We start from the raw sequence: 18963 nt of genomic DNA on the forward strand, positions 1-18963 counted from the left end.
AGGTGCGTTACTGGTTCAGACGTTTGTCGATCAGCCCCTGCACCACGCTTGGATCGGCCAGTGTCGAGGTGTCCCCCAGACTGTCCAGTTCGTTGCACGCGATCTTGCGCAGGATGCGCCGCATGATCTTGCCCGAACGGGTTTTCGGCAAGGCCGGGGCCCATTGGATCAAGTCCGGTTTGGCGAAACTGCCAATCTCCTTGCTGACGTGAGCCAGCAATTCCTTCTTCAGCTCGTCATTGGCCTCGGTGCCGTTCATGGGCGTGACGAAGGCATAGATGCCCTGGCCCTTGAGGTCGTGGGGATAACCGACCACGGCGGCCTCGGCGATGCTGTCGTGCAGCACCAGCGCGCTTTCTACCTCGGCAGTGCCGATGCGGTGCCCGGAGACGTTGATCACGTCGTCGATGCGCCCGGTGATCCAGTAATCGCCATCCTCATCACGCCGCGCGCCGTCGCCGGTGAAGTAGTAGCCGGGGTAGGGCTTGAAGTAGGTGTCGACCATCCGTTGCGGGTCGCCATAGACGCTGCGGATCTGCGCCGGCCAGCTGGATTTGATCGCCAGCACGCCGCTGCCGGCGCCTTTGATTTCCTTGCCCGTTTCATCCAGCAGCACCGGTTGCACGCCGAACATCGGTTGGGTGGCGCAGCCGGGCTTGATCCGTTGCGCGCTGACCAGCGGGCTGAGCATGATGCCGCCGGTTTCGGTCTGCCACCAGGTGTCGACGATCGGACAACGCTGTTCGCCGACGACGTTGAAGTACCAGTCCCACGCCTCCGGGTTGATCGGCTCACCGACGCTGCCGAGTAATCTGAGGCTCTGGCGAGAAGTGTCCTTCAACGGCTCGGGGCCTTCACGCATCAGCGAGCGCAGCGCAGTCGGGGCGGTGTAGAAAATGTTGACGTGGTGTTTGTCGATCACCTGCCAGAAGCGCGAACTGTTCGGGTAACTTGGCACGCCTTCGAAGATCAGCGTGGTCGCGCCGTTGGCCAGCGGGCCATAGACGATGTAACTGTGGCCGGTGACCCAGCCGACGTCGGCGGTGCACCAGAAGACTTCACCATCGCGGTAGTCGAGTACGTACTTGAAGGTCATCGCCGCTTGCAGTAGATAGCCGCCGGTGGTGTGCAGTACGCCTTTGGGTTTGCCGGTGCTGCCGGAGGTGTAGAGGATGAACAGCGGGTCTTCGGCGTCCATGGGCTCTGGCGGGCAATCGTCGCTGACGTCGCGTAGCGCCTGGTGATACCAGAGATCGCGACCTTCAACCCAGTCCACTTTGCCTTGGGTGCGCTCGACGACGATGACGGTGCTGACGTTCGGGCAACTTTGCAGTGCCTCGTCGACCTTCTGCTTGAGCGGCACGAATTTGCCGCCGCGCACGCCTTCATCGGCGGTGATCACCGTGCGGCAGTCGGCGTCGAGAATCCGGTCGCGCACAGAGTCTGGAGAGAAGCCGCCGAACACCACCGAATGCACCGCGCCAATCCGCGTACAGGCGAGCATGGCGTAGGCCGCTTCGGGAATCATCGGCATGTAGATGCACACGCGGTCACCCTTTTTCACGCCACGGCTTTTGAGCACGTTGGCCAGGCGACAGACGTTGTGATGGAGTTTCTTGTAGGTGATCTGCGCGGATTCGGCGGGGTCGTCGCCTTCCCAGAGGATGGCGATCTGATCGCCGCGTTTTTCCAGGTGACGGTCGATGCAGTTGTAACTGACGTTCAACTTGCCACCGGCAAACCAGCTGGCCTCGCCGGTCTTCAGGTTATAGCGCTGGACGGTGTCCCACGGCGTGCTCCAGTCGAGAAAGCGGGTGGCCTGCTCGGCCCAGAACTCACTGGGGTGCTCGATGGATTGACGGTAGAGGCGGTGGTAGTCGTCTTGACTCAAGTGTGCAGCCCGGCGGACGGCATCGGCTTTGGGGAACGTGCTGATATCGAACATGACGGTTCCTTATTCTTGTTTTGCGACAAGTAATAAAGATGCGCCGAGTAGCGAAAGGGTTCAAGCCAGACACAAAACAACGGTAGGAGTTAGCCGGCTCGCGATGGCGGTGGATCAGTCAACATCGATGTTGAATGAAAAACCGCTATCACGAGCAGGCTCACTCCTACAGGGATTGGTGTTGCCCACAGCATTTGTGTTTGGCACAAACCCTGTGGGCGGGCGTCAGATCAACCGCGGTGACGACCGCGGAAGTAGTTGATCAGGCCTTGGGTGGAAGCATCGTCAGCCGGGGATTCTTCGCTGCCGACCAGGCGGTTGTAGACGCCTTTGCCCAGCTCCTTGCCCAGCTCCACGCCCCACTGGTCGAAGGCATTGATGCCCCAGACCACGCTTTGCACGAAGACTTTGTGTTCGTACATCGCCACCAGCGCACCGAGACGACGGGGGCTGATGCGCTCGACCACGAGGGTGTTGCTCGGACGGTTGCCCGGGATCACCTTGTGCGGCGCGATTTTATGCACGTCTTCTTCGCTCATGCCTTTGTCACGCAGTTCGGCTTCGGCTTCGACAAGGGTCTTGCCGAGCATCAGAGCCTGGCTTTGCGACAGGCAGTTGGCGTACAGCCACTGGTGGTGGTCGGAGACCGGGTTGAAGCTGACAATCGGCACGATGAAGTCGGCCGGAATCAGTTGGGTGCCTTGGTGCAGCAACTGGTGATACGCGTGCTGACCGTTGCAACCCACGCCACCCCAGATCACCGGGCCGGTATCGGTGGACACTGGCGTACCGTCCTGGCGCACGCTCTTGCCGTTGGATTCCATGTCCAGCTGTTGCAAGTGCTTGGTGATGTTGCGCAGGTAGTGGTCGTAAGGCAGGATCGCGTGGCTTTGCGCGCCCCAGAAGTTGCCGTACCACACGCCAAGCAACGCCAGCAGCACCGGCATGTTCTGTTCGAATGGCGCGCTCTGGAAATGCTGGTCCATGGTGTAGGCACCGGACAGCAGTTCCTTGAAGTTCGACATGCCGATGGCCAGCGCGATTGGCAAACCGATGGCCGACCACAGCGAGTAACGGCCGCCGACCCAGTCCCACATCGGGAAGATGTTTTCTTCGCGGATACCGAACGCCACGGCCGCCGCGTTGTTGCTGGATACGGCGATGAAGTGACGATACAGCTCGGCTTCCGAACCGCCCTGAGCCAGGTACCAGGCGCGAGCGGCCTGGGCATTTTTCAGGGTTTCGAGGGTGTTGAAGGATTTCGACGACACGATGAACAGCGTGGTTTCCGCGCGCAGCTTCATGGTCAGTTCGTGGAACTCACTGCCATCGATGTTCGCCAGGTAATGGCAACGCACGCCTTTCTGGGCGTAGGACAGCAGCGCTTCAGACACCAGCTCAGGGCCGAGGAACGAGCCACCGATGCCGATGTTCACCACGTCAGTGATCGGCTTCTCGGTGTAGCCACGCCACAGACCGTCATGGATGCGGCCGACGAGGTCGGTGATCTGGTTCAGCACTTTGTGCACTTCTGGCATCACGTTGACGCCATTCACCGACAGCTTGTCGCCAACCGGGCGACGCAGTGCGGTGTGCAGGGCTGGACGACCTTCCGACGAGTTGACGATTTCGCCGTCGAACAGCGATTTGATCGCGCCCTTGAGGTCGACTTCATTGGCCAGGCCCACCAGCAGATTGCGGGTCTCGGCGTTGATCAGGTTCTTCGAGTAATCGAGAAACAGCCCGCAGCTGCTGAGGGTGAATTGAGTAAAACGCTGCGGATCGGCATTGAAGGCCTCGCGCATGCTGAAATCCTGCATGGCTTGGCGGTGGTCATTCAACGCTTGCCAGGCGGGCAGAGCGGTCACGTCGTGAGGAGTGCGGTAGTACGCCATCGCTGCGGGTTTCCTTTTTACTTGAACGGCTTTTTTGAACACTGAAAATCCCGGCGCGCCGTAGGCAGGCGTCCGGTCAACTGCGTCGACACGATTTCAATGACACAGGGCGAATACAGTAAACCTCGCGCTGCGATCTGTCTTGACTTTGTCTAACACGTTCCCGGTACTTTTTTATACACAAAGCAGGGAACGGTTCGACAAACGGGAGGGGCGTCGGTTCGATCAGGCGACCTGAACCGGAATGGCATTGCTGGTGTGGCTCAGTTCATTGCCCGGTGCCATGTAAAGCATGCGCGGTTTGAAGTTGAGCAGCTCGGCTTCGCTGTAATGGGCGTAGGCGCAGATGATCACACGGTCACCGACCTTGGCCTTGTGCGCGGCAGCACCGTTGACCGAGATCATCCGCGAGCCTTCTTCGCCACGAATCGCGTAGGTGGTGAAGCGTTCGCCGTTGTCGACGTTATAAATCTGGATCTGTTCGTACTCACGGATGCCGGACAAGTCCAGCCATTCGCCGTCGATGGCGCAGGAACCTTCGTAATCGAGTACGGCGTGAGTGACTTCGGCGCGATGCAGCTTGGCTTTGAGCATGATGGCGTGCATGAGTGTTTTCCCAGGTCGGAATCGAACGGCGGGCAGTTTGCCCGAAGGCATAAAAGGCAGCAATAAGGGAGCGAAGCCACGCAATTTTCTGTCGGAGCGAAGCTTGCTCGCGAACGCGGCGTATCAGTCGACACAAATGTCGAGTGTGACAGGCTGTTCGCGAGCAAGCTTCGCTCCTACAGGGGGGCGGTGCTTAGGCGGGGGCGTCGAGGTTCAGGTGCAGGTTGTCGATCAACCGTGTGGTGCCCAGGAACGCCGCAACCAATATCACCAGGTCCCGATCTTCCGGAGTCGCTGGGCGCAAGGTTTGCGCGTGACGAATCTCCAGGTAATCGGGGCGCAACCCGGCTGCTTCAAGCTGCTTGATCTGTGCGTCGATCAGCGCCGGGAAATCCCGCTCGCCCTGTTTGATCGCCTCGGCAATCTGGCACAGGCCGCGATACACCACCGGCGCAACGGCGCGCTGCTCTTCGCTGAGGAAACCATTGCGCGACGACAGCGCCAGGCCATCGGCTGCCCGAACGGTCGGTTCGCCAATGATCTGCACTGGCATGTTCAGGTCATGGACCAGGGATTTGATCACCGCCAGTTGCTGGAAATCTTTCTGGCCGAAGACCGCCAGGTCCGGCTGGACCATGTTGAACAGCTTGCTGACGACCGTCGCGACACCTTCGAAATGCCCGGGACGGCTGGCGCCGCACAGGCCTTCGGAGAGTTGCGGGACGCTGACGCGGGTCTGGCCGGCCATGCCGTCGGGGTACATTTCTTCGACGGTGGGCGCGAACAGCAAGTGGCAACCGGCCTGGAGCAGTTTCTCCTGGTCAGCCGCCAGGGTCCGCGGGTACTTGTCGAGGTCTTCGCCGGCGCCGAATTGCAGCGGGTTGACGAAAATGCTGGCGACTACGAAATCCGCCCGTTGGGTCGCTTTGGTAATCAGCGCGACATGACCGCTGTGCAGGTTGCCCATGGTCGGCACGAAGCCGATGCGCTTGCCTTCGCTGCGGGCACGGGCCACGGCGGCCCGGAGTTCGCGTACTGTTTTTACGGTGTTCATGCAGAGAATCCGTGTTCGATCCCAGGGAAAGAGGCGGCTTTGACTTCACTGACGTAGGCGCTCAGAGCTGCGTGAATGCTGGTCTGGCCGTTCATGAAGTTCTTTACGAATTTAGGTACGCGACCGGTAATGGACAGGCCGAGCATGTCGTGCAGGACCAGGACCTGGCCATCGGTGTCACTGCCGGCACCGATACCGATCACCGGAATGCCCACTGCCTGGGTAATTTCCTGGGCCAATTCGCTCGGTACGCACTCAAGCAATAGCATGGCGGCACCGGCCTGTTCCAGCGCGATGGCGTCGGCGCGCATCTGTCGCGCCTGGTTCTCGCTGCGGCCCTGGACTTTGTAACCGCCCAGCATGTTCACCGATTGCGGTGTCAGGCCCATGTGCGCGCACACAGGGATGCCTCGTTCGGCCAGCAGGCGGATCGAGTCGGCGAGCCACAATGCGCCTTCAACCTTGACCATGTGCGCACCGGCCTGCATCAACAGGGCGCTGTTGCTCATGGCTTGTTCGGTGGTGGCGTAGGCCATGAACGGCAGGTCGGCGAGGATCAGCGCATCGGCGTTGCCGCGTTTGACGGCTGCCACGTGGTAAGCCATTTCCGCGGTGGTCACCGGCAGGGTGCTGTCGTGACCTTGCAAAACCATGCCGAGGGAGTCGCCCACCAGCAGCACTTCGACGCCAGCCTGATTGCAGGCGTGGGCGAAGGTCGCGTCATAGCAGGTCAGCATGGTGATTTTTTCACCTTTTTGCTTCAAACCTTGCAGAGTGGTCAGGGTGATGGCTGGCATGAAAAGTTCCTCATTCAGGCGCTTGGAAACTACTGCGAGTAACGCGCGTGATTCTTCGTTAAATACAGGCGCACGCTCTGATGTCGTGCTTTTAAGGCCTGGATTGCGCCCTTCAACGCCGTGTTGGCGGCAGCGGGACGCCTATAGTCGTGAGGAGAACTCGGGAAGTCAATTGCATGTGTTACCGCGTTGTTACGCGGGGGGTGTTACCGGGGTAACTGATGCGATTCAGCAGCGGATTCTATGTTCAACACAAAAACCAATGTGGGAGTGAGCCTGCTCGCGATTGCGTCCTGACAGTCAACATCTTCGGTGAATGTTAAGTCGCTATCGCGAGCAGGCTCACTCCCACAGGGGATTTGCATTAATTCGGAGGGAGGCGTTCCAGGCCGACGAACGGACAGGCTGCGAGTAATGCCTTCAGGCTGCGGCCATCGGCCAGACGCAGCTCTGCAGGCGCCAGTTCGGCCAGCGGATACAGAACGAAGGCCCGCTCCTGCATATGGTAGTGCGGCACCTTGAGGCGCGGTTCGTCGATCAGCCGGTCGCCAAACAGCACGATGTCGAGGTCCAGCGTTCGTGGACCCCAACGCTCAAGACGCTCGCGGCCTTGTCCGTTCTCGATGGCTTGCAGCGCATCAAGCAGGTCCAATGGCGGGAGCGTGCTGTCGAGGGCGGCGACCGCGTTGGTGTAACGCGGCTGGCCGGGCAGAAGCGAGTCGCTTTGATAAAACCCGGACACCCCGACCAGTTGGGTCTGCGGCAACTGCGCCAGCGCCTCGACGGCGCTGCGCAATTGTTCGGCGGGGTCAGCCAGATTGCTGCCCATGCCGATGTAGATGCGTTCCATGGATTACTCGCCCGTAGCACTCGGTGCGCCGGCCGCGCGTTTGCGCTTGGCGCCACCGCTGCGACGCCGTTTGCGTGGTGCGCCGGTGCCTTCATCCTTGCCGCTGAGGTCGCGGATCATGTCCCGACGCTCACTGTCATTGGCGTCCTGATAGTCGGTCCACCATTCGCCCAGGCCATCGGTCTGCTCGCCAGCGCTTTCTCGCAGCAGCAGGAAGTCGTAACCGGCACGGAACCGCGGGTTGTCCAGCAACAGGTCGGCACGCTTGCCGCTGCGGCGAGGAAGCCGCTCCTGCATGTCCCAGATCTCGCGGATCGGCATGGTGAAGCGTTTCGGAATCGCGATCCGCTGGCACTGCTCGGCAATCAGCTCGTGAGCGGCTTCCTGCATCGCCGGAATCGGTGGCATGCCACGTTCTTGCAGGCGCAGGACGCGGGCCGGCAGGGCAGGCCACAGCAGGGCTGCAAACAGGAACGCCGGGGTCACCGGTTTGTTCTGTTTGATCCGCAGGTCAGTGTTGATCAACGCTTCGCTGATCAAGGTGTGGGTGTACGTCGGGTTGTATTCCAGCGCCTCGGCACTGGCCGGGAACAGCGGATCGAACAACTGCAGGTCGACCAGCATCTCGAAGGTGTCCGCGGCATGGCCGGAGAGGAACAGCTTGAGCACTTCTTCGAACAGACGGGCTGACGGGATCTCGCGCAGCATCGGCGCCAGGTCGCGGATCGGCAGGGCGCTGTGTTTTTCGATGCCGAAATTCAGCTTGGCGGCGAAACGCACGGCCCGCAGCATCCGTACCGGGTCTTCCTGGTAGCGTTGCTTCGGGTCGCCGATCAGGCGGATCAGGTGATTGCGGATGTCGTGTACGCCATTGGCGTAATCGAGAATGCGCTCGCTGACCGGATCGTAATACAAGGCATTGATGGTGAAGTCGCGGCGTTGCGCGTCTTCTTCCAGCGTGCCGTAGACGTTGTCGCGCAGGATGCGCCCGCTCTCGTTACGGGAAGACTGGTTGCTGTCTTCTTCCTCGTCGTTTTGCGGGTGATTGGCGCGGAAGGTCGCGACTTCGATGATTTCGCGGCCAAAGTGGATATGCACCAGCTTGAAGCGGCGACCGATGATCCGCGCGTTGCGGAATTCGGCTCGCACCTGCTCAGGCGTGGCACTGGTGGCGACGTCGAAATCTTTTGGCGTGATGCCAAGGAGCATGTCACGCACACAGCCGCCGACCAGGTAGGCCTGGTAACCGGCGTTCTGCAGGCGTTCGACGATGTTCACCGCGTAACGGCTGAATTGGGCCTTTTGCAGCGAATGTTGGCCGCTGTTGAGGACTTCAGGCGTACTGCGAATGTGTTGCGTATGACGCTTGGGAGAACGGAATGACTGGAACAACTTCTTCAGCATGGGATGCACTGTTTGAAGGAATGTTCGGCCATAACGAAGAATGACCGCATGATGGGTGGGGATTCTAGCATTTAGTCAGGGGATGGTGTAGGACACAGCAGATATGAGCTGTAAGCCGCAGGCTTCAAGCGGAAAACAAAGCAGATTTGGGTAGGTTTTTCGAATCGTAGAAACTACAAGGGGAGCCGAAGCTCCCCAAGAAAGTAGTTGCATGCTCTATTTTTATTTTTGAGTCGGGCTTTTTGTTTTTATTAAGTGCCCTCGCCATGAAGTGTTTCCTTCATGGCCCTCCCAATCGGGAGCCAAGAGCAAACGGATTGCTTTGGTCGCTGTGCTGCAGTGATCGTTCGATCCAACCAGTTCAGGCACTGTCTTGGGACAGTTTTTTATTATTCTCGGCCTGGTCGTGGGGCAAGCCCCAAATACAACGCCTCTCCAAAAGAATCAGTTAGCTGCGCCTCTCGCCGTCTTGTTTTTATTGTGCGTGAGTCGATTCGTCTTATTTTTATTGTCTTGTGCATTGCTTGTTATTGTTCTTGTACTAAACATATAGCAGGGTGCGTGCCAACTTTTGTGAGGTCCAGCAAAACAAGGGGTTAGGCGGGCTGACAGGGTTTTCGAGGCCGAAAAAAAGCCGGGACTTCGTTACCGTAAGCCCCGGCTTCTGTTACGTGAAACGACTGAGGTAACAGTTTTTTCACAAAGTCATGTGTTACCCGCACATCAGACAGGCGCTGTTCAGCTCTCGCTGGCGACCCCGGTCTTGCGCCGCGGGATACCCAGGCGCTGACGACGTTCCCACAGGCACTTGCGACTCACCCCGAGTTTGCGGGCCAGCTCGGTTTCCGTCATGTGGTCCTGATGCTCAAGCACGAAGTGCTGGAAGTAGTCTTCCAGCGACAGGTCTTCGGTTGGCTCATGATTGTTGTTGCTGGCGCCGTTGCCCTGTTGCGGCGGCAGACCAATGAAGTCATCGTCTTCCAGGTCGCTCAGTTCGATGTCGATCCCCAGCAGCTCGGCGGAAATCTCCGGGCTCTCGCACAGGATGACGGCGCGCTCTACCGCGTTTTCCAGTTCACGAACGTTACCCGGCCAGGAGTAATGACGGATCGCCTGTTCGGCATCCACCGCGAATTTCAGGTCGGTACGGTTGACCCGCGCGCTCTGTCGCGCCAGGAAGGCATTGGCGATCTCGTTGACATCGGCACCGCGCTCGCGCAGGGCCGGCAATTTCAGGGCGATCACATGGAGGCGGTAATACAAGTCTTCACGGAACTGACCGATCTTCGCCAGGCTCTTGAGGTCCCGGTGAGTCGCGGCGATCAGGCGCACATCGACTTTCTGTGACTGGACCGAACCGACCCGGCGAATTTCGCCTTCCTGCAACACGCGCAGCAAGCGGGCCTGGGCTTCCAGTGGCAGTTCGCCGATTTCGTCGAGGAACAAGGTGCCGCCGTCCGCCGCTTCCACCAGACCGGCACGCCCGGCGCTGGCGCCAGTGAACGCGCCTTTTTCGTGGCCGAACAGTTCGGACTCGATCAGGCTTTCCGGGATGGCTGCACAGTTCACCGAAATCATCGGTGCCTTGGCTCGTTTGGACAGGTTGTGCAGGGCGCGGGCCACCAGTTCTTTACCGGTACCGGATTCACCCTGGATCAGGACATTGGAATCGGTCGGCGCGACTTTGCGGATCTTGCTGTACAGGTCCTGCATCGGCGGGCACGAACCGATGATGCCGATTTCGCCGTTGCTGTTATCAACACCCGGTTTCGCCGCGCCATTGGCCGCTTTGCCGGTGGCCGGTTCACCGCCGGCCGGCAGCGATTGGCGGTCACGCAGGATACGGGCGACAGCCTGGAGCATTTCGTCGTGATCGAAAGGCTTGGCGATGTAATCCACCGCGCCCATCTTCATCGAGTCGACGGCCGAACGCAGGCTGGCGTAGCTGGTCATGATCAGCACCGGAGTGCCCTGGCCGAGTTTGATCAACTCGGTGCCCGGAGCGCCCGGAAGACGCAAGTCGCTGACGATCAGGTCGAACGTGGGAATGGTGAAGCGTTCTTGTGCTTCCTGCACTGAACCGGCTTCGCTGACCTGGTACTGGTTACGTTCCAGCAGGCGGCGCAAGGCGGAGCGGATAATTGTTTCGTCTTCGACGATCAAAATGTGCGGCATTGATTCGATACTCTCGACGGTCTCAGTTCACAGCGGACGTCGCTTCGACATGACGCGGCAAGGTCACCCGAATACGGGTGCCGCGTTGGCTTTGTACATCAGCCGGGCTGTCGATGGTGATTTGTCCATAATGCTCTTCAACGATGGAATAGACCAGTGCAAGGCCCAGACCGGTGCCTTCGCCAGGATCCTTGGTGGTGAAGAAAGGTTCGAACAATCGGTCCATGATGTTCTTCGGAATACCGCTGCCTTCGTCTTCCACGATCAGATCGACCGTGTGTTCGCCGGCTTCGCTCTTGACCCGCACCGCACTGCCGGGAGGCGAGGCGTCACGGGCGTTTGAGAGCAGGTTGATCAATACCTGGGCGAGGCGTTGCGGATCGCCTTCGACCCAATGATCGGGGTCGCACAGGTTATAGAACTGCACTTCGAAATTGCGTCGGTTCAGGGCCAGCAAACCGATGGCATCCTGAGCCACTTCAGCCAGACAGACGGGCTCGTCGCTGTGCTGGTGACTGCCGGCGTGGGCGAAGCTCATCAGCGACTGGACGATGCGCGACACGCGTTTGGTCTGTTCGAGGATCTGGCCGCTGATTTCCTTCAGTTCGCCATCGTCTTCGCGTTCTTCGCGCAGGTTCTGCGCCAGGCACGCGATGCCGGTGATCGGGTTGCCGATTTCATGGGCCACACCCGCCGCGAGTCGCCCGATGCTGGCCAGGCGCTCGGAGTGCACCAGTTTGTCTTCGAGCATCTGGGTTTCGGTCAGATCTTCCACCAGCAACACCAGGCCACTGTTACCCGGTGCGAGCGGTTCATCAATGGCCGCTTTGTGCAGATTCAGCCAGCGGGTCTGGCCATCAAGGGCCAGGTGCTGTTTGTGCAAATGCTCGTCCGGCAGATTGATGAAACCTTGCAGCAGTTCTTTCCACGGATCGGCGATGGTGCTCAGGCGCGAACCGACCACACGCTGCGCGGCAATCCCGGTCAGCTCCTCCATGGCTTTGTTCCACATGAGGATTTCCTGATCCTTGGCCAGCGAGCAAACGCCCATCGGCAATTCCTGCAAGGTCTGGCGGTGATAGCGGCGCAGGGCATCGAGTTCGGCGGCAAGGCCGGTGAGGCGGGAGTGGTAGTCCTCAAGGCGGCTTTCGATGAAGTGGATGTCTTCGGTGACGTAGTTTTCGCCGCCAGCCTTGTACGGCAGGAAGGTCTCGACCATGTCCTGTGCCACGCTCGGGCCCATCAGGCCGGAGAGGTTGGCTTCGATCCGGTCGCGCAAACGGCGCAAGGCATAAGGCCGGCGCTCGTCGAACGGCAGATAGAGATCACGCAGGGCCTGCTCGACTTCTTTCTGTGCGGCCTTGGCGCCCAGAGGCTTAGCCAGTTGCGTGGCGAACTCCTGAGGCGAGGCGGCGTGCAGTTCGCGGCGCTGCGGGCGACGCACGTTGTCCACGGCGCAGGCTTCGGCGGCGCTGGCCTCTTCGGGGCTGGCGTTGGTGAACAGCGAGATCAGGGTGAACATCAGCACGTTGGCGGCCAGGGACGCGATCGCGGCCATGTGCCAACTGGTGTCGTCCAGCACGTAGATCATGTTCAGCAGCGGAATGTAGAAGCCCTGCAGATTGCCGACCAGCGGCAACAGCATGGTCACCAGCCACACGAGGATCCCCGCCAGCAAACCGGCGATGAAGCCGCGGCGGTTGGCGGTCGGCCAATACAGGACCGACAGGACCCCCGGAAGAAATTGCAGCGTGGCCACAAACGCGACGATGCCGAGGTTGGCCAGGTCCTGTTCGGCGCCCAGCAACAGGTAGAAGCCGTAGCCGGCCATGATGATCGCAACGATCAGCGCCCGGCGGGTCCACTTCAACCAGCGATAGATGTTGCCTTCGGCCGGCGGCTGGTAGAGCGGCAGCACCAGATGGTTCAGCGCCATCCCGGACAGCGCCAGGGTGGTGACGATGATCAGTCCGCTCGCGGCCGACAACCCGCCGACATACGCCAACAACGCCAAGGCTTTGCTGTTGGCGGCGATGCCGATGCCCAGGGTGAAATATTCCGGGTTGGTAGTGGCGCCGAGTTTCAGTCCGGCCCAGAGAATCAGCGGCACCGCCAGGCTCATCAACAGCAGGAACAGCGGCAGACCCCAGCTGGCGCTGACCAGCGAGCGCGGGTTGAGATTCTCGGTAAAGGTCATGTGATACATGTGCGGCATCACAATCGCCGAGGCGAAGAACACCAGCAGCAGCGTTCGCCACGGGCCTTCCTGCAAGGGCGTGTGCAAGGCAGCGAGGGCGGTCTGGTTTTGCAGTAGCCACAGTTCCAGCTGTTGCGGGCCGTCGAACACGCCATAAAGGGCATAGAGGCCGACACCGCCAATGGCGATCAGCTTGATCACCGACTCGAAGGCAATCGCGAACACCAGGCCTTCATGTTTCTCGCGGGTGGCGATGTGGCGCGAGCCGAAGAAGATCGTGAACAGGGTAATCAGCGCGCAAAAGCTCAAGGCCACGCGATGCTGCACCGGCTCGCGGGTCAGGATGCCGATGGAGTCGGCCACCGCCTGGATCTGCAACGCCAGCAATGGCAGCACGCCGATCAACATGAAAATCGTGGTCAGGGCCCCGGCCCACGTACTGCGGAAACGGAAAGCAAACAGGTCGGCCAGCGACGACAGTTGATAGGTGCGGGTGATTTTCAGGATCGGGTACAGCAACACCGGCGCCAGCAAAAACGCCCCGGAGACCCCGAGGTAACTGGACAGAAAACCGTAGCCGTACTGATAGGCCAGGCCCACCGTGCCGTAAAACGCCCAGGCACTGGCGTACACCCCCAGCGACAGGGTGTAGGTCAGCGGGTGGCGAATGATCGCCCGGGGGATCATGCCCCGTTCGCTGATCCAGGCGACGCCGAACAGCACCGCCAGGTACGCGGCGCTGATCAGGATCATCTGGGTCAGGCTAAAGCTCATCGGCATCTTTTTGGCTCTGCAGGATGAAGGTCACGACGATCAGAATCAGCCAGAGCAGATAAGGGCGATACCAGGCGCCAGTGGCGTCGATCCACCAATCCATGATGGCCGGGGAGAACAGGTAAATCCCCACTACCAGGAGCAGGACCAAGCGATAGATGTACATCCCGGCCTCTCTTTTTTATGCGCGTGCCCGAAAACGTGCGGCGATGGTAACGGATGGGCGCGCCACTGCAAGTGTGATCACTGTAGTTGCGCTTCGGGCAGGGTCAGTGTGCGCGGGATTAATAGCGCATCCCAGTGGGCGATGCCCCAATCCAGCACTTCCCGGGGGGTGGCGTAAGCCAGTTCAGCACCGGGGTTTTGCCCCAATGCGCGCAACGCACGCAGCAACAGAGGGGTTGCCTGATCTTCGGTCAATGGCGGTGAGCGGTAGGACTTGCCGAGTTTATTGCCATCGGGCTGGGTAATCAGCGGGATGTGCAGATAACGCGGTTGAGGCAGGCCGAGCAGTTCTTGCAGGTAAAGCTGGCGCGGCGTGGAGTCGAGCAGGTCAGCGCCACGGACGATATCGGTGATGCCTTGCCAGGCGTCGTCCAGCACTACCGCCAGTTGATAGGCGTAGAGCCCGTCGCGGCGCCGGATCACGAAATCGCCGACGTCCCGGCCCAGGTGCTGGCGATATTCGCCTTGCACCCTGTCGATGAAGTGGTATTCCAGTTCGGGGACGCGCAAGCGAATCGCGGCATCTTCGGTGCCATGGCCGGCGTTGCGGCACAAGCCCGGGTAAATGCCGTGATACGGCTCCAATTGCTTGCGCGAGCAGGTGCAGGCGTAAGCGAGGCCTTGATTGAACAGGCGATTGAGGACTAAGGCGTAGGCGTCATGCCGATCGCTCTGGCGGACCACTTCCCCGTCCCACTCGAAACCGTAGCTTTCCAGGGCTTTCAAGATGGCTGCCTGGGCGCCGGGCTCTTCCCGTGGCGGATCGAGGTCTTCCATGCGCATCAACCAGCGCCCGCCCACCGCACGCGCGTCGAGGTATGAGGCCAGCGCCGCGACCAGCGAACCGAAATGCAGGTGGCCGCTGGGCGTGGGGGCGAAGCGGCCGATGTAGGTGGGGGAGGCGATGGCGGTCATAAGGCGGTGTCAGGCTGTCCAATCGTTTCGAGCATGGCTTGAAGCCGCCGTCGCGAGCAAGCTTCGTTCCTACAGAAGATCGTGCCAGCCTTTGTAGGCGCGAAGCTTGCTCGCGAAGGCAATGCCGAAGACGCAATAAATATCAGAAACAAAAACGGAGCGTTCGCACGCTCCGTTCTTCGTTCAAGGCGACATTACTTGCCGACTTGCTTTTCCTTGATTTCCGCCAGGGTCTTGCAGTCAACGCACATGTCGGCGGTAGGGCGGGCTTCCAGTCGCTTGACGCCGATCTCGACGCCGCAGGACTCGCACCAGCCATATTCTTCGTCTTCGATCAGCTGCAGCGTCTTGTCGATCTTCTTGATCAACTTGCGCTCGCGGTCGCGGGCACGCAGTTCAAGGCTGAACTCTTCTTCCTGGCTGGCACGGTCGGCCGGGTCAGGGAAGTTGGCCGCTTCGTCTTTCATGTGATCAACCGTGCGGTCGACTTCCTGCATCAAGTCCTGTTTCCACTTATTCAGGATCTTGGTGAAGTGAGCGCGCATGGGCTTGCCCATGTACTCCTCGCCCTTTACTTCTTTGTAGGGTTCGAAGCCGCTGATCGACTGGTTTTGCTGCTTTGCTTGGGTGGGCATGAAATGGACCGCCTCTACTCTTGTAATCCATTGCGCAGGATTGCTCCATCACCGACACCTGCCGGCCCTGCGGCTGCAAGCGGGCGAACTTACCAGATCAAATCGGGCCGCGCTACTCCCGGATGTCGAGGTAGTGGCCCAAAGGGCTTGCAAATGATCGCAAAGCCTTGTCTGGCGGCGATGGAGACCTGATCAATTATTGATTTTAGTCAAACCTGAGGTACACGCTTGAGTCGTTTACGGCCAAGTTATAACGCGTCTGACCGCTTTAGGTTCTCGCTCGTTCCAACGCTTGGGTAGAATCGATTTTTTTCTCCGTTGTAAGGAAGGCTAATGGCTCAGTCCTACAGTGCCCGCAGTCGCGCGATCGAACCTTTCCATGTCATGGCGCTGCTGGCGCGGGCCAATGAACTGCAAGCCGAGGGTCACGATGTGATCCACCTGGAAATCGGCGAGCCGGACTTCACCACCGCCGAGCCGATCATCCAGGCCGGCCAGGCAGCACTGACGGCGGGGAAGACCCGTTACACCGCTGCGCGCGGTATCCCCGAGTTGCGTGAGGCCATTTCGGGCTTTTATCAGCAGCGTTACGGGTTGAACATCGACCCGCAGCGAATCCTCATCACGCCTGGCGGTTCCGGCGCCTTGTTATTGGCCAGCGCCTTGCTCGTCGATCCGGGCAAACACTGGCTGCTGGCGGACCCGGGTTATCCCTGCAACCGGCATTTCCTGCGGTTGGTCGAAGGCGCCGCGCAACTGGTGCCGGTCGGCCCGGACGTTCGCTATCAGCTGACGCCGGACCTGGTGGCGCGCCATTGGGATCAAGACAGCGTCGGCGCCTTGGTGGCCTCACCCGCCAACCCGACCGGGACCATCCTGACCCGTGACGAACTGGCGGGCTTGTCGGTTGCGATCAAGGAGCGACACGGTCATCTGGTGGTGGACGAGATCTACCATGGCCTGACGTATGGCACCGATGCCGCCAGTGTGCTGGAAGTCGATGACAGCGCCTTTGTCCTTAATAGTTTTTCCAAGTATTTCGGCATGACCGGATGGCGGCTGGGCTGGCTGGTCGCTCCTGAAGCGGCAGTCGGCGAGCTGGAAAAACTTGCGCAAAACCTCTACATCAGCGCCCCGAGCATGGCCCAGCACGCCGCACTGGCCTGCTTCGAGCCGGCCACGATCAGCATTCTGGAAGAGCGTCGGGCCGAATTCGGTCGTCGACGGGATTTCCTGTTGCCGGCTCTAAGAGAACTGGGCTTCGGGATCGCCGTCGAGCCGGAAGGCGCGTTTTACTTGTACGCCGATATCAGCAAGTTCGGCGGCGATGCCTTCGCATTCTGCCGACATTTCCTCGAAACCGAGCATGTTGCAATTACCCCGGGCCTGGACTTTGGACGTTATCAGGCCGGGCACCATGTGCGTTTTGCCTACACCCAAAGCCTGCCGCGCCTGGAAGAAGCGGTCGAGCGGATCGCACGTGGATTGCGGAGCTGGCAAGGCTGATGCGTTTTCATCCTCCCCTCGAAGAAGGTCGCCTGATCCGTCGTTACAAGCGTTTTCTCGCCGATATCGAAACCGTTGGCGGCGAATTGCTGACGATTCACTGCCCCAACACCGGCTCGATGCTCAATTGCCAGGTGGAAGGTGGGCAGGTCTGGTTCAGCCGCTCCGACGACCCGAAGCGCAAATTGCCCGGCACTTGGGAAGTCGGCGAAACCCCGCAAGGCCGGTTGTTTTGCGTGAACACCGGGCGCGCCAACGGGTTGATCGAAGAGGCGTTGCGGGCGGGGGTGATTACCGAGCTGAACGGCTTTACCGAATTGAAACGCGAAGTGGCCTACGGACAGGAAAGCAGCCGTATCGATTTCCGTCTCGATTACCCGGGCGGGCCGGCGTATGTAGAGGTCAAAAGCGTGACCCTGGGCTTCGACGGTTCATCGGTGGCGGCATTTCCCGATGCAGTGACGCAACGGGGCGCCAAGCATTTGCGGGAACTGGCTCACTTGGCTCGGGACGGGATTCGCGCGGTGCAGTTGTATTGCGTCAACCTGACCGGCATTGAAGCGGTGCGTCCGGCAGAAGAGATCGATTCGGCCTACGCAGTAGCATTGCGAGAGGCGGTGGCATGCGGCGTCGAGGTAATGGCCTATGGCGTGCGATTGACCCATGAAGAGATGGTGGTCGATCGACGCCTGGAGGTGCTGCTGAACAGTTAAGGGTCGATCCAGATACCTTGTTCGTCTTCGCGGCAGGCAACGGGGGTGAGGGATTGCCCGGCGCACGGGCCGGCGACGCATTCGCCGTCTTCGATCAGGAACAGTGCGCCGTGGGTCGCACACTGGATCAGGCTGTTGCTGGGGTCGAGAAACTGATCGGGTTTCCATTCCAGCCCGACACCCCGGTGCGGGCAGCGATTGATGTAGACGTACACTTGGCCGCCCCGGCGCACAGCAAAAAGTTTCTGACTGTCGATGTCGAATCCGCGACTACTGTTGTCAGCCAGTTCGGCACCTGTACAAATCAACTTCATGTCTATCCTCTGTTTCGGCGGCTCGTGACCGGATATGTCCGAGCTTGACGTTCAAATGCAAACAATTATCAAATGGACGCTTCGCCCCGTCGGGTGCAGGTGCCGGATGCCGAGGATACTTGGCCTGTCATCTCGATGCCTGGGAAAACTTAAAAGGAAGCTGTTTATGCGCCTGAGTACCCGCGTTGTTGCGCTGTGTGTCGGACTCCTCGTCAGCCACCACGCCGCAGCGGCCGAGTTGCCACAGCGTTGGGTCAGTGCCGGTGGCGCCTTGTCGGAGTGGGTGAGCGCGCTGGGCGGTGAGTCAAAACTGGTCGGCGTCGATACCACCAGTCAGCATCCGGCCTCGTTGAAGGCGCTGCCGAGCATCGGTTATCAGCGGCAACTGTCGGCGGAGGGCATCTTGAGCTTACGCCCGCAGATTCTGGTCGGCACCGAAGAAATGGGGCCGCCGCCGGTGCTGTCGCAGGTTCGTAGCGCGGGCGTGCAGGTCGAACTGTTCTCGGCCCAGCCCGATATGCCGACGTTGCAGGGCAATCTTGCGCATCTGGGCAAGTTGCTCGGTGCTGAAGACCGGGCTGCGCAATTGCTCCAGACCTACCAGCAGCAACTCGAACAGCAGAAGGTCCGGGTCACTCGCGCGCAGTTGAAGGAAAAATCGCCGGGCGTGCTGTTGCTGCTGGGCCATGCGGGCGGCAAGCCGCTTATCGCCGGCAAAGACACCGCCGCCGATTGGCTCATCCAAAAGGCCGGCGGGCACAATCTGGCCACGCACACTGGCTACAAACCCTTTTCCGTTGAGTCGCTGGTCAGTCTTGACCCCGACGTGCTGGTGTTTGCTGACCGAGCGATGACCGGCGATGCCGCGCGCGCGGCGTTGTTCAAGGAGGGTAACCCTATTTCTGTTACAGACAGAGCGCCCATGATTCATTAGCTTAGAGAGAAAGGATCTCTCAGT

15 protein-coding genes and 1 pseudogene are annotated in these 18963 nt (G+C 60.1%); 3 read left to right on the forward strand and 13 right to left on the reverse strand.

Features of this window, described 5'->3' with window-relative positions; genetic code table 11:
* Positions 1–7 precede the first annotated feature (7 nt).
* The 12 genes from acs to dksA form a co-directional block, all read right to left on the reverse strand.
* On the reverse strand, positions 8–1945 hold the full coding sequence (gene acs, locus FHL16_RS31060) for an acetate--CoA ligase (RefSeq protein ID WP_010467593.1): 1938 nt from the start codon (positions 1943–1945) through the stop codon (positions 8–10).
* A 230-nt stretch (positions 1946–2175) separates the two neighbouring features.
* Positions 2176–3840, reverse strand: a complete 1665-nt coding sequence (pgi, locus tag FHL16_RS31070; RefSeq protein WP_010467595.1) for a glucose-6-phosphate isomerase — start codon at positions 3838–3840, stop codon at positions 2176–2178.
* 225 nt (positions 3841–4065) lie between these two features.
* Positions 4066–4446 carry an aspartate 1-decarboxylase gene (gene panD, locus FHL16_RS31075; RefSeq protein ID WP_003228271.1) on the reverse strand — a complete coding sequence of 127 codons (381 nt, stop codon included), beginning with the start codon at positions 4444–4446 and terminating at the stop codon, positions 4066–4068.
* Between the two features lie 193 nt (positions 4447–4639).
* Positions 4640–5500 carry a pantoate--beta-alanine ligase gene (gene panC / locus FHL16_RS31080; RefSeq protein WP_010467596.1) on the reverse strand — a complete coding sequence of 287 codons (861 nt, stop codon included), beginning with the start codon at positions 5498–5500 and terminating at the stop codon, positions 4640–4642.
* Positions 5497–6297, reverse strand: coding sequence for a 3-methyl-2-oxobutanoate hydroxymethyltransferase (gene panB, locus FHL16_RS31085; protein ID WP_010467597.1), 801 nt, complete (start codon positions 6295–6297; stop codon positions 5497–5499). The genes panC and panB overlap by 4 nt, the downstream gene beginning before the upstream one ends.
* Positions 6298–6661: 364 nt before the next feature.
* A complete protein-coding gene (gene folK / locus FHL16_RS31095) occupies positions 6662–7147 on the reverse strand; it encodes a 2-amino-4-hydroxy-6-hydroxymethyldihydropteridine diphosphokinase (protein WP_077750274.1) in 486 nt (161 codons plus the stop codon).
* A 3-nt stretch (positions 7148–7150) separates the two neighbouring features.
* Positions 7151–8551 (reverse strand): polynucleotide adenylyltransferase PcnB, encoded by a 1401-nt coding sequence (locus FHL16_RS31100; protein ID WP_010467601.1) that lies wholly within the window; start codon positions 8549–8551, stop codon positions 7151–7153.
* 738 nt (positions 8552–9289) lie between these two features.
* Positions 9290–10726 (reverse strand): sigma-54-dependent transcriptional regulator, encoded by a 1437-nt coding sequence (locus FHL16_RS31105; protein WP_077750275.1) that lies wholly within the window; start codon positions 10724–10726, stop codon positions 9290–9292.
* Positions 10727–10748: 22 nt separating this feature from the next.
* Entirely contained in the window at positions 10749–13703 is a 2955-nt protein-coding gene (locus tag FHL16_RS31110) for a sensor histidine kinase (protein ID WP_031319123.1), read from the reverse strand.
* On the reverse strand, positions 13687–13863 hold the full coding sequence (locus FHL16_RS31115) for a hypothetical protein (protein WP_003176118.1): 177 nt from the start codon (positions 13861–13863) through the stop codon (positions 13687–13689). Before FHL16_RS31115 ends, FHL16_RS31110 begins: the two co-directional genes overlap by 17 nt.
* Before the next feature lie 77 nt (positions 13864–13940).
* Positions 13941–14837, reverse strand: a complete 897-nt coding sequence (gene gluQRS / locus FHL16_RS31120) for a tRNA glutamyl-Q(34) synthetase GluQRS (protein WP_077750276.1) — start codon at positions 14835–14837, stop codon at positions 13941–13943.
* A gap of 194 nt (positions 14838–15031) precedes the next feature.
* A complete protein-coding gene (gene dksA, locus FHL16_RS31125; protein WP_007902025.1) occupies positions 15032–15472 on the reverse strand; it encodes an RNA polymerase-binding protein DksA in 441 nt (146 codons plus the stop codon).
* Between the two features lie 333 nt (positions 15473–15805).
* Between dksA and FHL16_RS31130 the strand changes: the two genes are divergently transcribed.
* Complete coding sequence (locus FHL16_RS31130; RefSeq protein WP_010467611.1) at positions 15806–16978, forward strand: pyridoxal phosphate-dependent aminotransferase; 1173 nt, start codon at positions 15806–15808, stop codon at positions 16976–16978.
* Positions 16978–17691: a DNA/RNA nuclease SfsA gene (gene sfsA, locus FHL16_RS31135; protein ID WP_010467613.1), complete on the forward strand. Its 714-nt coding sequence runs from the start codon at positions 16978–16980 to the stop codon at positions 17689–17691. The genes FHL16_RS31130 and sfsA overlap by 1 nt, the downstream gene beginning before the upstream one ends.
* On the opposite strand, the gene FHL16_RS31140 is transcribed toward sfsA, so the two are convergent.
* Positions 17688–18005, reverse strand: a complete 318-nt coding sequence (locus tag FHL16_RS31140; protein WP_077750277.1) for a Rieske (2Fe-2S) protein — start codon at positions 18003–18005, stop codon at positions 17688–17690. The two genes, sfsA and FHL16_RS31140, sit on opposite strands and share 4 nt — an antisense overlap.
* 166 nt (positions 18006–18171) lie before the next feature.
* On the opposite strand from FHL16_RS31140, the pseudogene FHL16_RS31145 reads away from it, so the two are divergent.
* A pseudogene (locus FHL16_RS31145) lies at positions 18172–18924 on the forward strand (heme/hemin ABC transporter substrate-binding protein); the annotation flags it as partial.
* Positions 18925–18963: the final 39 nt, after the last annotated feature.

The sequence above is a fragment of the Pseudomonas sp. FSL W5-0299 genome, assembly GCF_005930655.1.
Lineage (GTDB): Bacteria > Pseudomonadota > Gammaproteobacteria > Pseudomonadales > Pseudomonadaceae > Aquipseudomonas > Aquipseudomonas mandelii.